Annotated in this window: 10 protein-coding genes and 1 pseudogene; 3 read left to right on the top strand and 8 right to left on the bottom strand. The window is 49.2% G+C overall.

Annotated elements, in window-relative coordinates:
- Positions 1 to 9 precede the first annotated feature (9 nt).
- The 3 genes from gltB to L6442_RS27735 all read right to left on the bottom strand — a co-directional run bounded on the left by gltB (position 10) and on the right by L6442_RS27735 (position 8,161).
- A complete protein-coding gene (gltB, locus tag L6442_RS27725; protein ID WP_212978124.1) occupies positions 10 to 4,608 on the bottom strand; it encodes a glutamate synthase large subunit in 4,599 nt (1,532 codons plus the stop codon).
- A gap of 453 nt (positions 4,609 to 5,061) precedes the next feature.
- A complete protein-coding gene (locus tag L6442_RS27730) occupies positions 5,062 to 7,416 on the bottom strand; it encodes a YhgE/Pip domain-containing protein (RefSeq protein ID WP_212978125.1) in 2,355 nt (784 codons plus the stop codon).
- A 142-nt stretch (positions 7,417 to 7,558) separates the two neighbouring features.
- Positions 7,559 to 8,161, bottom strand: coding sequence for a TetR/AcrR family transcriptional regulator (locus L6442_RS27735; RefSeq protein WP_194230616.1), 603 nt, complete (start codon positions 8,159 to 8,161; stop codon positions 7,559 to 7,561).
- Positions 8,162 to 8,410: 249 nt separating this feature from the next.
- On the opposite strand from L6442_RS27735, the gene L6442_RS27740 reads away from it, so the two are divergent.
- Together L6442_RS27740 and L6442_RS32890 are read left to right on the top strand one after the other, a co-directional pair.
- Positions 8,411 to 9,556: an MGDG synthase family glycosyltransferase gene (locus L6442_RS27740; RefSeq protein WP_212978126.1), complete on the top strand. Its 1,146-nt coding sequence runs from the start codon at positions 8,411 to 8,413 to the stop codon at positions 9,554 to 9,556.
- A gap of 261 nt (positions 9,557 to 9,817) precedes the next feature.
- Entirely contained in the window at positions 9,818 to 9,943 is a 126-nt protein-coding gene (locus L6442_RS32890; RefSeq protein WP_272880287.1) for a hypothetical protein, read from the top strand.
- Between the two features lie 311 nt (positions 9,944 to 10,254).
- Here the strand turns inward: L6442_RS32890 and L6442_RS27745 are convergent.
- From L6442_RS27745 to thpR, 5 genes and pseudogenes are all read right to left on the bottom strand, one after another.
- Positions 10,255 to 10,403, bottom strand: a pseudogene (locus L6442_RS27745) (transposase); the annotation flags it as partial.
- A gap of 79 nt (positions 10,404 to 10,482) precedes the next feature.
- Positions 10,483 to 10,995, bottom strand: a complete 513-nt coding sequence (locus L6442_RS27750) for a ferritin-like domain-containing protein (RefSeq protein WP_212978127.1) — start codon at positions 10,993 to 10,995, stop codon at positions 10,483 to 10,485.
- A gap of 88 nt (positions 10,996 to 11,083) precedes the next feature.
- Positions 11,084 to 11,767 carry a metal-dependent hydrolase gene (locus L6442_RS27755; protein ID WP_212978128.1) on the bottom strand — a complete coding sequence of 228 codons (684 nt, stop codon included), beginning with the start codon at positions 11,765 to 11,767 and terminating at the stop codon, positions 11,084 to 11,086.
- Between the two features lie 93 nt (positions 11,768 to 11,860).
- Positions 11,861 to 12,721: a cell wall hydrolase gene (locus L6442_RS27760; RefSeq protein WP_212978129.1), complete on the bottom strand. Its 861-nt coding sequence runs from the start codon at positions 12,719 to 12,721 to the stop codon at positions 11,861 to 11,863.
- Between the two features lie 257 nt (positions 12,722 to 12,978).
- Positions 12,979 to 13,587 (bottom strand): RNA 2',3'-cyclic phosphodiesterase, encoded by a 609-nt coding sequence (gene thpR / locus L6442_RS27765; RefSeq protein WP_212978130.1) that lies wholly within the window; start codon positions 13,585 to 13,587, stop codon positions 12,979 to 12,981.
- Positions 13,588 to 14,983: 1,396 nt separating this feature from the next.
- On the opposite strand from thpR, the gene L6442_RS27770 reads away from it, so the two are divergent.
- On the top strand, positions 14,984 to 15,955 hold the full coding sequence (locus L6442_RS27770) for a D-2-hydroxyacid dehydrogenase (protein WP_212978131.1): 972 nt from the start codon (positions 14,984 to 14,986) through the stop codon (positions 15,953 to 15,955).
- The last annotated feature ends 209 nt before the right edge of the window (positions 15,956 to 16,164 follow it).

Genomic DNA, 16,164 nt, shown 5'->3' on the forward strand with positions numbered 1-16,164 from the left:
ACTTATGACTTATTGACTGCCGGTTCTGGCGAGCTCCCTCATATTGGCTTCAAAAGCCGCCATTAGCGCCGCTTCTCCCGTCAGCCCTTTCTCTTGAACCTTGCGTATATGCTGCATCATCCGTTTATAATCCTTCGGAATAACCCGGACGAACTGCTCCAGCGTTTGCCCCCAGTTCTCTAATACCTTTTGGCCGATGGCGCTGCCGGTATAGGAGACATGCTTGCGAACCAACTGCTTCAGCTCTTCCGCCTCTTCGGCTTCTTCCACCCGCTCCAGCAGCACCATTTCCAGGTTGCAGCGCTCAATGAAGGTATTCTCCGGATCATATACATAAGCGATACCGCCGGACATACCGGCTGCAAAGTTCCGTCCGGTGCCGCCCAGCACAACCACGCGTCCACCCGTCATATATTCGCAGCCATGGTCGCCCACGCCTTCGACGACAACCGAAGCGCCGGAATTGCGGACCGCAAAACGCTCGCCGGCAATGCCGTTGATGTATGCTTCGCCGCTGGTCGCGCCGTAAAATGAAGTATTGCCGATGATGATATTTTCCTCTGCTTTGAAGGTCGAACGCTCCGAAGGTTTCACGATCAGCTTGCCGCCGGAAAGGCCTTTGCCTGTATAGTCATTGGCATCGCCGACAACCGTCAGCGTCATCCCCTTCGGTACGAAAGCTCCGAAGCTTTGGCCGGCAGTGCCGGTAAACGTCAAGGAAATCGTATCCTCCGGCAGTCCGGCCGATCCGTATTTGCGGGTCACTTCGCTGCCAAGAATGGTGCCGACCGCACGGTCCACATTCGTAATCGGCAGGCTTCCCCGTACGGCAGCTCCGGTTTCGATAGCTGGCGCGGCCATCTTAAGCAGCTCACGCATATCAAGCGTCTCTTCCAAACCGTGATTTTGCTGTTTGCTGTTATAGCGCGTGCTGCCTTCCGATACTTCCGGCGTAAAGAGCAGCGCCGACAGGTCGACGCCCTGCTTCTTCCAATGACCGTTAGCTTCTTCCGCATCCAGACAGTCGGTCCGGCCGATCATCTCCTGAACGCTCCGGAATCCGAGCTCAGCCATCAGTTCGCGCAGATCTTCAGCCACGAATTTCATAAAGTTGACCACATGCGCCGGATCGCCCATGAAATGCTTGCGCAGCTCTGGATTTTGCGTCGCTACGCCAACCGGGCAGGTATCCATCTGGCATACGCGCATCATGATGCAGCCGAGTGCAATCAGCGGCGCGGTCGAGAAGCCGTATTCTTCGGCTCCAAGCAGCGCGGCGACGGCGAGGTCACGTCCGTTAAGCATTTTGCCGTCCGTCTCCAGCACGACGCGGTCGCGCAGGTTGTTCAGGATCAGCGTCTGGTGCGTTTCCGCCAGCCCCAGCTCCCACGGCATGCCTGCATGACGGATCGAGCTTTGCGGCGATGCGCCCGTGCCGCCGTCATAACCGCTCACCAGGATAATATCGGCTCTGCCTTTGGCTACGCCGGCGGCAATCGTGCCCACGCCCGCTTCGGATACGAGTTTCACGTTAATATTGGCGCGGGGGTTGGCGTTCTTCAAATCATAGATCAGCTCAGCCAAGTCTTCGATCGAATAAATGTCATGATGCGGCGGCGGCGAGATCAAACCGACGCCCGGCGTTGAGCCGCGGACCTCGGCAACCCATGGGTACACCTTACGGCCAGGCAGCTGTCCGCCTTCGCCTGGCTTGGCGCCTTGAGCCATCTTGATCTGTATTTCGTCGGCATTGACCAGATAGTTCGACGTGACGCCGAACCGGCCCGACGCCACCTGTTTAATGGCGCTGCGGCGGGAATCTCCGTTAGCGTCAGGCGTGTAGCGCGCTGGATCCTCTCCGCCTTCCCCCGTATTGCTTTTGCCGCCAATACGGTTCATGGCGATCGCCAGGCTTTCATGCGCTTCCTTGCTGATGGAGCCGAAGGACATGGCGCCGGTTTTGAAGCGGCGCATAATGGATTCGGCAGGCTCCACCTCTTCAAGCGGTACGGCAGATCCTGCCGGTTTTAGCTTCAGCAGGGCGCGGATGGTCAGCTTTTGTTCGTTTTCGCCTTGCACCAGCTTGGCGTATTTCTTATATACCTTGTAATCGCCCGTACGTACGGCCTGCTGCAGCAAATGAATCGTTTGCGGGTTGAACAGATGCTCTTCCCCATCCCTGCGCCATTGATATTCGCCACCGGAATCCAGAACCTTGTCGCTTCCGTCCTGATCCGTAAAGGCCCGGTTATGATGAGCAAGCGCTTCGGCCGTTACCTCTTCCAGACCGATGCCGCCGATGCGGGACGGCGTGTTGGTAAAGTATTTGTCCACGAACTCTTCTTTCAGGCCGACCGCTTCGAAAATTTGGGCTCCGCGGTAAGACTGGATGGTGGAAATCCCCATCTTGGACAAGATTTTAACCACGCTTTTCGTCGCGGCCTTAATGTAGTTTTTGACCGCCTTCTCGTGCGTGACGCCGCGCAGCAGTCCCTGGCGGATCATATCGTCCAGCGTTTCAAAGGCCAGATACGGATTGACCGCACTGACTCCGTAGCCGAGCAGCAGCGCATAATGATGCACTTCACGCGGTTCGCCGGATTCGAGCAGGATGCTCACCTTGGTACGCGTACTTTGGCGGATCAGATGATGATGCAGGCAGGATACGGCCAAGAGAGCCGGTATTGCCGCATTCTCACGGTCCACGCCGCGGTCGGACAGTATCAGGATGTTATGGCCTTTGCTGATGACGCGGTCAGCAGCAATGCAAAGTCCGTCCAATGCCTGGCGCAAGCCTTCGGCTCCGTCTGCTGCCGTATAAAAGATCGGGATCGTCATCGACTTGAAGCCAGGACGATGCACATGGCGGATTTTCGCAAAATCCTCATTGGAAAGGATCGGCGTATCCAGACGAATCTGGCGGCAGCTTTCCGGCTCCGGATGCAGCAGATTGCGTTCCGGTCCGATTGTCGTCGCCGTCGAAGTAATGATTTCCTCGCGGATCGCATCGATCGGCGGGTTCGTCACCTGTGCGAACATTTGCTTAAAGTAATTGTATAAACGCTGCGGCTTGTCGGATAAAACGGCGAGCGGGGCGTCGTAACCCATCGAAGCGAGAGCTTCCATCCCGGTCGAAGCCATCGGCTCGAGTACTTTACGCAGTTCTTCGAATGTATATCCGAAGGCAAGCTGCAGCTGCGTGACATTGTCGTGCTTCGGTTCCGGCACCTCCGGCGCATCCGGGAGATCTTCCAAGTCGACCAGATGCTCGTCAAGCCATTCACGGTAAGGCTGCTCGGAAGCCACCTTGGCTTTGACCTCCTCATCGGAAATGATGCGTCCTTCCTTGGTGTCGACAAGCAGCATTCTGCCCGGACGCAAACGGTCCTTGTAGAGTACGTTTTCCGGGGCAATATCAAGAACGCCGGCTTCGGAAGAAAGGATAATCCGGTCATCCTTCGTCACGTAATAACGCGAAGGTCTGAGACCATTCCGGTCAAGGATCGCCCCAATCTGCACGCCGTCCGTAAACGCCATCGCGGCAGGGCCGTCCCACGGCTCCATCAGGGTACTGTGGTATTCGTAAAAAGATTTTTTCGTTTCATCCATCAATTCATCATTGTTCCAAGGCTCCGGCACCATCATCATGGCTACATGCGGCAAGGAACGTCCGCTCAGATACAAAAATTCAAACGTATTGTCAAACATCGCGGTATCCGAACCGTCCGGGTTAATGATTGGCTTTACCTTGTCCAGATCAACGCCAAAAATATCGCTTTGGAACAAAGATTGGCGGGCATGCATCCAGTTCACGTTCCCGCGGAGCGTGTTGATTTCGCCGTTGTGAATCATGAAGCGGTACGGATGTGCGCGTTCCCAGCTCGGGAAGGTATTCGTACTGAAACGGGAGTGAACAAGCGCAATGGCGGTTTCAACCGTTTCGTTTTGCAGGTCGAGGTAAAACTGGCCTACTTGCACCGTAGTCAACATGCCTTTATAAACGATTTTCCGGCAGGATAAGCTGGAAATATAGAAGCTTTCCCCTTCGGGAGTACCCCCGTAGCGAATAGCTTGTTCGGCGCGTCTGCGGATAATGTACAGCTTGCGCTCAAAATCCAGATCTTCCTTCAGGTCGGCGCTGCGGCCGATAAACACTTGGCGTACATATGGCTTCGCTTCTTTGGCCGATTTCCCAAGCATTTCATCATAGGTCGGCACGTCGCGGAAGCCGAGGAAAGTTTGCCCTTCTTCCTTAATAATGTGGATCAGCCGGCTCTCATGAGCTTCACGAACGGCTTCGTCATGGGAAAGGAAGAGCATGCCTGCGCCGTACTCGCCCGGCTTCGGAAGTTCAAACCCGAGCTTTTGCGCTTCTGCGGCAAAAAAACGATGCGGAATTTGCAGCATAATCCCGGCTCCGTCACCGGAATTAGGTTCGCTGCCCTGGCCGCCGCGATGCTCCATATTCTCGAGCATGGTCAGCGCCTGGCTGACAATTTCATGGGAAGCCCTGCCCTTGATGTGAGCGACAAACCCCATGCCGCAGGCATCTTTCTCAAACTGCGGATCATAAAGTCCCTGTTTAGGGGGAAGTACCGTATGTTTCATAGGAAGCAACCTTTCTGTCTTAAAATAATATAGTCATTCCATATCAGGGTAAGGCAAACAAAACCACGGGTAAGACGATCATGGGCTGCAAGAACAAAACAGTGACTCTAACATTGGGGAATGTAGTAAACAAAGAGCAGCGGACAACCTGGTCAGAATTGGGGAATGGTTTATTCATGTCAAACTTTGATATTTATTCAGCAAGAATTGGTTTATTTATTTTAACACCTGCCCTGTAATCAGCGCAATTTAAAGTTTTTATGGATGTGATAAATAATGGTTTGCATTATGCATTTTTGATATTATGATTAAATATTCAATTAAGTGTATAAAAACATAAATATGATCCACATATTCCCTGCCCCTTTTTATCATGCTTAAGGAAGCAAAAAGATAAAGGGTTACCCCTAAGCCGTAATGGCCTAGGGATAACCCTTTCCGTCTTCTCTTCGATTATGCGGACGCCGATGGCGCTTCTTGTTGATCGAGAATGTTTTTGTGCGACTTCATCAGGAAGTAAACGAGCGTCAGGCCGAGGAATACGATACCTACAACGCCTAGTACTGCAACCTGCTGCCACATCACGCTGAAATCTCCTGTTGATACGACCGCTTTGTAGCCTTTGACGCTGTACGTCATTGGCAGCAGCGGATTCAGAGTCTTCATCCAGTCCGGAATCAGTTCCAGCGGGAACGTACCTGCACTGGTCGTCAATTGGAAGATCAGCAGTACGATGACAACGAAACGTCCAGGTTGATCCAGCCAAGTTACGATGGCCTGAATCATGAACATAAACGACAAGCTTGTAATGAATGTAAAGAGATAGAACAACGGAACGCTTTGTACTTCAAGCTTCAATCCATACAGAATGACGATCGCGGCCAGCAAAGATTGCAGCACGCTCATCATTGTGAAGGAAAGCGTCCGGCTGAAGAACCGGTTAAATCCTGATGCTCCATACACGGCGGAATCTCTCATCGGAATTACGATCGTGGAGATCAGTGCGCCTACAAACAAACCAAGCGACAGGAAGTATGGCGAGAAGCCTGTTCCATAGTTCGGAACTTCCGTATATTTCTTTTCTTCAATTTTTACGGGTTCTGCAAACATTTTGAAATTATCATCGTTTGCTTCAACTTCACTGGTTTTCTTGGCTGCATCATTAAGTTTTGTTGCAAGCTCTCCGGATCCGTCTTTCAGTTTGCCAAGACCTTCATGCAATTGACCTGCTCCGTCATCGAGCTGTTTGGAACCGTCGGCAAGGGTGGATACCCCGCTGCCCAATTGGCTCATGCCGCCTTTCAGCTTGCCGGAACCTTCCGCAAGCTGTCCGGCACCGCTAGCCAGCTGCTGGCTGCCTTTCGCTGCTTCGGACAGTTTCGTACCGAACAGCTTCATTCCGCCTTCAAGTTTATTGTGTCCTGCTTCAAGCTGAGTTGCGCCTTGCAGAAGCTGCTGTTGGCCTTGATGCAGTTGATCCACACCTGCAACCAGCTGCCCTGCTCCGTCGCTGAGCTGAGCGGCACCGCCGGAAAGCTGCTGCAATCCGTCATTCAGGCTTGCTGCGCCGCCGGAAAGCTGCTGTTGGGATTTATGCAGCTGCTCGGCGCCTTGAGTGAGCTGCTGTTGGCCCTGATGCAATTGCTCGCTGCCTTTGGCCACTGCCTGGCTCGCAGCAATCAGTTTTTGAACAGCCGGGTTTTTGGCAAGTTCAGGACTTGCTTGAGCCAACTGCTGCAAACCTTGGGCTACACCTTGAGCGCCCTCTGCAACCTGTGCTCCGCCGGCTTCGGCTGCTTTCATGCTTTCAGCCAGCTTCGCGCTGCCCGCTTCCGATTGCTTCAAGCCATCCTGCAACTTGCCGCTGCCATCCAGCGTTGCTCCCAAACCGGCTTTCAGCTTACCGCTGCCGTCAACAGCGGTTTGCAGTCCCGCTTTCAGTTTCGCGCTGCCGGCTTCGGTTTGCGTCAGTCCGTCTTTTAACTGTTTGGAACCTTGATGCGCGGATACCACACCATCTTCAAGCTGCTTGTGGGCCGCATTCAGTTGATTCAAACCGCTGGAGAGGGATTGGGTACCTTCCTTCAGGGCCAGAGCGCCTTTTTGCAAGTCCCCTGCTCCGTTCGAGAGCGGCTTTATACCGTCTTGCAGCTTCACAGTTCCTTCAACCATTTTCGCCAAATTTTCTTTCAGCTTGGCAGCACCATCATCGAGCTTCACCACGCCGTCCGAAATTTCGGTTGCGCCGTCGCCCGCTTCGCCAAGTCCGTTCGAAACGGTTTTGATCTGATCAAACAGCGCCTTGGAGTAGGCTTCCGTCACCTTCTCGGAAACTTTAGAGCGAATTTCTTTGATCGCTGTGCCGCCGATTTGGGAAGCCAGGAAGTTATAACCTTCATTCGGCTCGAAAATAATATCGGAAGGCTGCGGATGTTCATCCAACACCGTTGCGGCTTTGGAAGAGAAATCCTCAGGAATGACGATCGTCATGTAATAACGGTTATCAGCCATTCCCTTATCCGCTTCCCCGCGGCTTACAAATTCCCACTGAAAATCATTGTTTTTCTTCAATTCATCAACTAGATCTTCGCCGACTTTCAGCGACTCGTCTCCATATTTAGCACCGGTATCCTGATTGACGACTGCTACCGGGATTTGGTCCATTTTACCGTAAGGATCCCAGAAGGCCCCAAGGAACAATCCCGCATACATAACCGGAATACAGAGTACGGCCACCATCGAGATAAGCAGCTTCCGGTTGCGGAGCGTAGCAGCCATATCTTTTGCAAATACAGATAATGACCTCATGATTAGTTTCTCTCCTTATTTCTCTATTTTTCTATCAAACTTGTTGACCGTTTTAACCAATTAGTCAGTATAGGGCCGAGAAAAACTCCCTTTTTCCGGCTGCCTCTGAAGACTGCACGTACTTGGAAGCGTGAATTCCTCATTAGGTTGTGACTGCGCTACTGCTGGAAGATTCCGCGAGACCATCTGCCAAAAATAATCGGATATAATGATGAATTTCTTCCTTGCCAAGAGGTTCCCGAATCTGGTTAAAGTCAGATGTCAATGCGATGTACAGCTTAAACATGACCACTGCAACCACTTGCGGGTCACAAGGTTTGATCTCTCCATGATCCCGCGCATAGGCAATCTCTCTTTCCAAATAATCGAGAATAACACGCTCCAGCTTGGCAAGCCCTTCCCTGGCCTTGGGCGTACCGACATCCCGAACTTCCTGGGACAGCTTAATGAACAGATCGTGATCGCCCCTGAATTCAAGCAAAGCATCCAAAACACGATACAGCTTCTCAAAAAACGTATGATCGCGCTTGATCTTTGTCTCGGCCAGCTCCTTCATCTCCAAGATGACGCTGTACAAAATTTCATCAAACAGCTCTTCTTTATTGGTAAAAAACGTATAGATGGTCCCCTTGCCCACGTTTGCGATTTTTGCCACCTGATCCATCGTCGTCGCCTTATATCCAAACAGGGCAAAAGACTGCGCTGCCGCCTGAAGGATTTGCTTTCGACGATCCACCGCAGGCATATCCTTCTCCTCCTTTCCTCCAAAATAAACTCTAACTGTTGCTCATTGACCAAATTTCCAATTCGGTCAATCGGTCAATTCATACTTTATCACGTTCTTCATTCACTGGCAACCCCTGCCAAACATTTTTTCCAAAAAATTTTCTTTTCACTTTCATAAGGAGTGGGGACGCTCTAAGGAAATGACACCCGTTTATAGATTTTTCACATTTACTCCTGTAAGATAGAGGAAGGAAAAGTGGGTGAAAACATGCGGAAAAAGAGAGTTCTGCTGCTCTCCGAAGGTTTCGGAACCGGCCATACGCAAGCAGCTTATGCGCTGGCATCCGGAATGAAAAGGCTCGATCCCGATTTGCAATGCCGGGTTATCGAACTAGGTAAATTTTTAAATCCGACTGTAGGGCCCTTGATACTGTCGGCATATCGCCGAACGGTCAGCAGCAATCCCAAACTCGTTGGAATGCTCTACCGCAAGCAATACGACAAATCGCTCAACCGCCTGACGAAGCTGGCCCTGCACCGGATTTTTTATACACATGCAGCTCAGGTCATCCAGCAGTTGAAACCGGACCTGATCGTTTGTACGCATCCTTTTCCCAATGCTGTGGTTTCGCGCCTCAAACGCAAGGGAATACATGTCCCGCTGATTACGCTGATTACGGATTATGACGTTCATGGCACTTGGGTGAATAAGGAAGTTAATCGATATCTAGTCTCTACGCCGCAGGTCAGAAACCTCCTGCTCCGCCGGAACGTCCCTGCGGCATCGATACAAGTCACCGGCATCCCGGTCCATCCAAACTTCTGGGAAAGAGCCGATAAACATCAGCTGCAAGAGGAACTTGGTTTGAAACGAATGCCGACCGTTCTGATCATGAGCGGAGGCTGGGGCGTTTCTTTTAAAAAAGAAATGGTCAACCTTCTGATTTCCTGGGCGGACCAGATCCAATTGATATTTTGCACAGGCAGCAACGAGAAGCTTCTGCAGAAAATGAAAAGCAGCCCGGTTTTTGCCCATCCCCATATCCATCTGCTCGGCTACACGAAGCAAATTGACAAATGGATGGATGTTTCCGATCTGCTTATTACGAAGCCTGGGGGCATGACATGTACGGAAGGGATGGCCAAAGGAATCCCGATGTTGTTTTACGGGGTCATTCCGGGTCAGGAAGAAGAAAACGGCCAGTATTTCGTGGAGCTCGGAAGCGCGGAGATGATCCATTCACCATCCGTATTAAATCGCTGGCATCATCGTTTAGTTTTTGAATACGAACAAGTGGAAAAGAGTCGACAGAACTCTCTCATGAGCACCAAACCCGGCAGAGAGCCGTACTATTGTGCCCAGCAGGTCATCGAATTGCTGCGGCAGGAAACGGAGCCGAGCGGCCATTCGTAAGTCCGTGACCACAAAAAAGCAGCTTCCCCTCGTTAACGTGGAGGAGGCTGCTTTTTTAAGTTTAAGATTTTGCAAAAATTCGATTCCAAACACTCTCGGGAAGCAATACACAGACGAAACGTTTATCATGTCCGCTGTCAATGATCTGCCTCTTATTCCGCTTTCTCTTCAGCAGAATCCTCCCAAACTTCAACTTCCTTGCTGTTTTCAACGAGAAAATCGTTTCGATCTATATATTGCTTTGGGTGGATTCAATTCATAATGAATAGATACGGGTATTTGAACAATGACATGATGAAATGGTATTCTAAGAAGCCGCTTTTGGAATTTTTGATCATGTGTTTGGACACGCCGAAAAAGGCAGGATGGAATGGAACCATTCTCTAACGGACACCACGACCGCTAAACCGCTAAAAAAAGCCGTCTTGGAATTTTAACGGTCACCACAGCGCTTAATTGCTCCCAAACCAACGCCAAACGGGGCTTCTACCCAAAATAGCTGCAGCTGTGTCCGTTAAAAATCAAAATGCCCGAAATTGGCCTCTATAGCGGCCGCTGTGTCCCTTAGAGTTTTGCAATCGTTATAGTCCGATCGTGCCTTTCCGTTGACCACCACCATCAAACAGATTTTGTTCTACTGCTTCATGCCCCTGAGGCCTGTACTCCATGAGCCATGACTTGTTATGTTATCTACGCTTTTCAACCTTGACGCCCATTCCATAATTGGAGTACGGACAAGCGGCCATTCCTAGCAGGCAATCTACCTTGCCTGTGGCATGGGGACAGCGGAATTTCCAGTGACCGCCATCGCCCCCCAATAGGTCATATTAACGCCCAGTGAACAACACGTTAGTACCGCTGGATGTGATATAGGAAAGTATAAACTTCAAGAAGCCCGCATCCTTATATTCGCAAGAAAACTACCACTAAACGCGGTCGTTCTTTTTTGAGTGTACGTCGATAGATGGTTTTCTAATGACACCGATGAGTCCTTTGCTCATCTCCATATTACCGTTGTCATGCAGAATGCTGTTGTACATCCATTGCAGCCGGACGGCCCAGCGGGTCTCCGCGTTCACAGCACGAAGAAGAAGAATCTGCAGCTGAGGATCGTCGGCAGAATCCATCAGCCCGGCATAAAAATCGGCAGCATCCAGCGAATCGGCAATTGACGCCATGAGTCCTGCCCTATAATCCTTGGGCGGCTCCACCTTGCTGAATATCGGATAACAGGCGGTCAGACGATAATACAGCCTCGTCCAGCCCGCAAGACGTTCCTTCTGCTTGGTTTCCACTTGCCTGCTAAAATACATCCGGTGCTCCGGAGGTGCAAGCTGCAAAAGCCGCTGGGCATATATCATGGAACGGTACTCAGCCTGTATGACCTGCTGCAGGTCGTGAACGGCAATCGAACCGTTTCCGTATATCTGATTATTCATCCAGGCTCCCCCGCCTTTCTATAGGCCTTTACCATCCCAGTATATGCCTAACATGTAGAACGGTGTTTATCAGGAGCTGAAACAAATATCAGATTTCAAAGCTTTCCCCAGGCTTAAGCGGATGCCCCTGAATGCCTTCCTGCCGAAGACGTTCGGAGAACAATGCCCCGTCCTGGTTAATTGCCGGAAATGTATTGTAGTGTACCGGGAGCACATTGGCCGTACGCAGCCATTTGGCCGCCAGCAGCGCATCATCCGGTCCCATCGTAAAAAAGTCTCCGATCGGCAGCGCCGCCGCATCAATCTTGTTCAATTCGCCAATCAGGCGCATATCGCCAAACAAGGCGGTGTCCCCCGCATGGAAAAAGGTTTTGCCGCCCATAGTCAACAAAATACCTCCGGGTTCCCCTGCGTAAATCCAAGTGTCTCCAACCGGCACGGACGAACTATGAAAAGCGAGCGTGTATTTAACTTTGAAGCCGTCAAAGGATTGGCTGCCGCCAATGTTCATGCCATAAGCCTCCACGCCCTGGCTTTTGCAATACTCAGCCAATTCAAAAACCGCGATCACCGGGCAGTTATTGGCCTTGGCGATGTCAATGCAATCCCCAAAATGATCCCCATGCCCATGCGTCAGCAGCACGGCGTCCACATGAATATCCTTGGGCGAGATTACTGAAACCGGATTTCCCGACAGAAACGGGTCAATGACGACTCTTTTTCCGCCTTCTTCCACCAGCACGCATGAATGACCGTAATACGTAATTTTCATTTAACGTGGCACCTCCTACAAATACATTACCCATCATATGATCCGGTGTCGTTCATTTTCTGAACAACTATTCCTATCATATCTAATTTGGTTTTATTTGTAAAAAGAGTGATTCCCGATCCGCTTCACAAATGTCTGGGTATGATGCACCGTCAGATCGTCCGCCAGTTTCAGGGAAAGAAAATAATATGTCTCATCCGGCACAGCCTTCTTGCCGTTCAATGCTTCATTGACAGCATGAATACAATCCCGGTTTGGCTTTACGCGATCGAATCGTCCGTTAGCCACAGGACTGAACTGATACCTTTGGAAAATAACCTTTTTAATCGTATTGGGGAAATTGGCTGACCGCAGGCGGTTCAAGACAACATTCGCTACAGCAATTTTGCCTTGGTACGGTTCGCCTTCTGCTTCTGCCATGACGATTCTTTGCAGCAGGAGCACATCATCAGCGGATACATTGTACTGCCAGGTCGCTTTTGCCTGATCTGATGGACTGAGCAGTTTGGTCCGGCTGAAGAATAATTTATTTGGGGGAGTCAGCTGAGGGTTCAGCTCTTTCTGAATAGAAGCCTCCGCTTTAGCCGCCTTCGGTTTAGCATTATGCGGCTTGTCCGCCAGTACTATTTTGGGCTGGGACGTTTTCACGGGAAGGCTTTTAAATAAATTAACTCTGTTCTTATTTTTCCATGAATTGAAATTATTTACAGTCGAAGATTGCAAAGCCAGCTTAAATTGGCCTGGATGCGGCGCATTCTGTATCTGTTTTGTCCTGACAACCTGTACCTCTGGCTCCTTAAAAGAAGCGGTGTCGAACTGATTTATTTTCACACTGCTTTTATTTTGCAATTTCTCGGCTTGTTCGTTTTGAAGAAGCATGCAAATTGCAGAGAAACACACCAGAAGGACTCCGATCAACATAGCCATCCAGCGGTTTTGTCTTAGAGTGTACATATTTCTCCTCCTACTACTTCCGGCACATCCCCTTTTTATGTAACCGAAAACAGAGGTTTCGAAAACCCTAAAACATTTTCAGTAACTTGCTGCATCCGCGAATACGAAAAAACGGAAAAAACACATACTTTGTTACAACACAACAGCTTCGTGACAGCACAACTTTACGGTTCACAGGATACGGCTAAGGGAATAAACATTATAGTTTTATGTGCAGGAATTTTAATATAACTAAAAAACGCATGAATATTTCAAATCTACGAATCTTCCATTCCGAAGGTCTCTAGTATCTCATACATTGGCCGATCGTGCAAATGCGTGGAAAAAAGTACAAATTCGCGAACGGTCCACGCAGCCTCACTCCCGGCATGTTCAGAAGAAGCTGTTTCCGGAAGAAACGTAGGCAGCGAATCGATCCGAAAGGGCTGATTTCCCGCGTATTTTCGGGCAATCGTGATATGCGGGCGATACGGTCTGGACTCCTTGACGAACCCGAACTCCTCCATCGCGTCCGTGACCTTTTCCTGCAATCGGGCCAGCATATGATTGTAGTCAATTACTCCAGCCCATAATACCCGTGGCGAGGTCGTATCGCCAAAGGCGCCAAATCCCCCAAAACCAAGCTCAAATGGTTTAAATTGGCTGGATACATGCTGAAGTTGCTTCGCAATAGCAGGTACCCGGGCAGGATCCACATCCCCCAAAAACTGGATCGTAATATGATAATCTTCCCTATGCGTCCATTTTTTGAATGCTGGAAGAGGTTCGCTTTGTTGTCTCCACTGCTCCAACGCCGCTTTCAATTTTTCCGGCAAGGGTACGCCGATAAATAGCCGGAGCGGCTGATCATTAACATGCTTTTCCATGTGCTGTTGCTCCTTTCTAAGACCACTTTCTTCTATATAATACATCAGAAACATCAGGATCAATCATATCCCCGAAATGCTTATCCAGACGTATCAAAGATATCATTGACCGGATGGCCGGCACTTTATACTTCAGCGGGCAGATCTCGGAGTTCTTTTCACCCCTTGTATAAATCTGGTATCCTTAAAGTAAAGGACTTATGCACTGACTGTTAACTCCCCCGACTTAACTTATTCTGACATTTTATCTTTAGCGGCTTGCTGCGAAACTTTGCAGCCAAGCCAAGATGGTAATATAGTAAGAACACAGCGCAAAAATTAAAATCTAACTTTCGCAAGAAAAACTTCAGCTAATCGCGGTCTGGCTTCTTAGTTAGTGCTTCGATGGACGTTTTTCTTTAGATTATAGAATTCATAAGTTTTCAACAGAGCTTAGGCTTTTCTATAATCGCAAGAAAAACTTCCACTAAACGCGGTCTGGCTTCTTAGAAGTGCTTCGATGGACGTTTTTCTTTAGATTATAGAATTCATAAGTTTTCAACAGAGCTTAGGCTTTTCTATAATCGCAAGAAAAACTTCCGCTAAACGCGGTCTGGCTTCTTAGAAGTGCTTCGATGGACGTTTTTCTTTAGATTATAGAATTCATAAGTTTTCAATGGAGCTTAGGCTTTTCTATAATCGCAAGAAAAACTTCCGCTAATTGCGGTCTGGCTTCTTAGATAGTGCTTCGATGGACGTTTTTCTTTAGATTATAGAATTCATAAGTTTTCAATGGAGCTTAGGCTTTTCTATAATCGCAAGAAAAACTTCTGCTAATCGCGGTCTGGCTTCTTAGAAGTGCTTCGATGGACGTTTTTCTTTAGATTATAGAATTCATAAGTTTTCAACAGAGCTTAGGCTTTTCTATAATCGCAAGAAAAACTTCCGCTAAACGCGGTCTGGCTTCTTAGAAGTGCTTCGATGGACGTTTTTCTTTAGATTATAGAATTCATAAGTTTTCAATGGAGCTTAGGCTTTTCTATAATCGCAAGAAAAACTTCCGCTAATCGCGGTCTGGCTTCTTAGTGAGTGCTTCGATGGACGTTTTTCTTTAGATTATAGAATTCATAAGTTTTCAATGGAGCTTAGGCTTTTCTATAATCGCAAGAAAAACTTCCGCTAATCGCGGTCTGGCTTCTTAGAAGTGCTTCGATGGACGTTTTTCTTATGATACCATATCCATCAAAAATAAGCGAACATTTATTCGCATATTTCTAAAAAAAGTAGTTAGTAGATGTCGGACTTCAGGTTGCCCATTGCGATCCTTATTTTATAGCGCCACTCATCTCTTACTTGCGCAAGCGTTGAAGTAAAGGACTTTTTGCAAATTACGTTAAAACTAGGAGGAAAACAGTTCATGAAACAAATCATATGTCTTCATTCCCTGACGCCGGAGCAAATCCAACAACTTGAAGAGGCTGCACCCGGTTATGAATTCATTGTCAAAAATAAAAAAGACCTCAGTCCGGAGCTAATTCAAAATGCTGAAGTGTTTCTCGGGTGGTCGAAAACGATAGCCGAAACGGCCCTTCAGGAAAACAGCAAGCTGAAATGGGTGCAAACCTGGTCAGCCGGCGTGGATACGTTGCCATTAGAGCGTTTGAGGGAAAAAGGAATCTTGCTGACCAATGCAAGCGGCGTGCATGCCATCCCGTTATCGGAAAGCATTTTTGCCATGATGTTGTCCTTTCCGCGTCAGATTCATGCCGCAGTTCGGAATCAGATGCAAAACAAGTGGGATTCGACTCTGTCGGCTCCGGGGTTAACAACGCTTGGCGAAATAAACGGCAAAACATTGGTTATCGCCGGCGTAGGCGAGATCGGCCGTGAAACCGCCCGTCTGGCCAAAGCCTTTGGCATGCGCGTCATCGGCGTCAGACGTTCGGATAAACCGGAACCAAACGTAGATCGGATGTATACGCTTGACGGTCTGCACGAAGCGCTTGGACAAGCCGATTATATCGTAAACGTGCTGCCATTAACGAATGAAACCCGCCATATCTTTAATGCTTCCGCATGGAACGCTGCTAAAAATGGGGTCGTCTTCATCAATGTTGGGCGCGGACCTACGGTCGATACCAACGCTTTGATAGAAGCTCTGAACCAAGGCCGGATTGGCGGCGCGGCTCTGGACGTATTTGAAGAGGAGCCGCTTCCGGCCGAACATCCGCTTTGGTCGATGGAACAGGTGGTCATTACTCCGCATATCGCCGGCGACAATGACCGCTATGCTGAACGCGTGATTGAGATTTTCACCGAGAATTTAAAGGCATATGTCCAAGGTCAAAAACCGCCGCGCAATTTGGTAGATTATGAACGTATGTATTAAACGAAAAGGCTTTGGCGAATATAAAACCCCGGTTTCCCTTTTGGAGGAAAACCGGGGTTCTTTATTATAGTGTTTTGATTATTGGGTTATTATATGAAATGCGGATGTCTTAAGATACTTGCAAAAATAATGCGATTTAAGCCAAACTTACGTGAGGGGAAATCCCCCTATTTTCCTAACTTGCGGAAAAAACTTGCAACAGTACATTT

The organism is Paenibacillus azoreducens, from assembly GCF_021654775.1.
Classification (GTDB): domain Bacteria; phylum Bacillota; class Bacilli; order Paenibacillales; family Paenibacillaceae; genus Paenibacillus_AQ; species Paenibacillus_AQ azoreducens.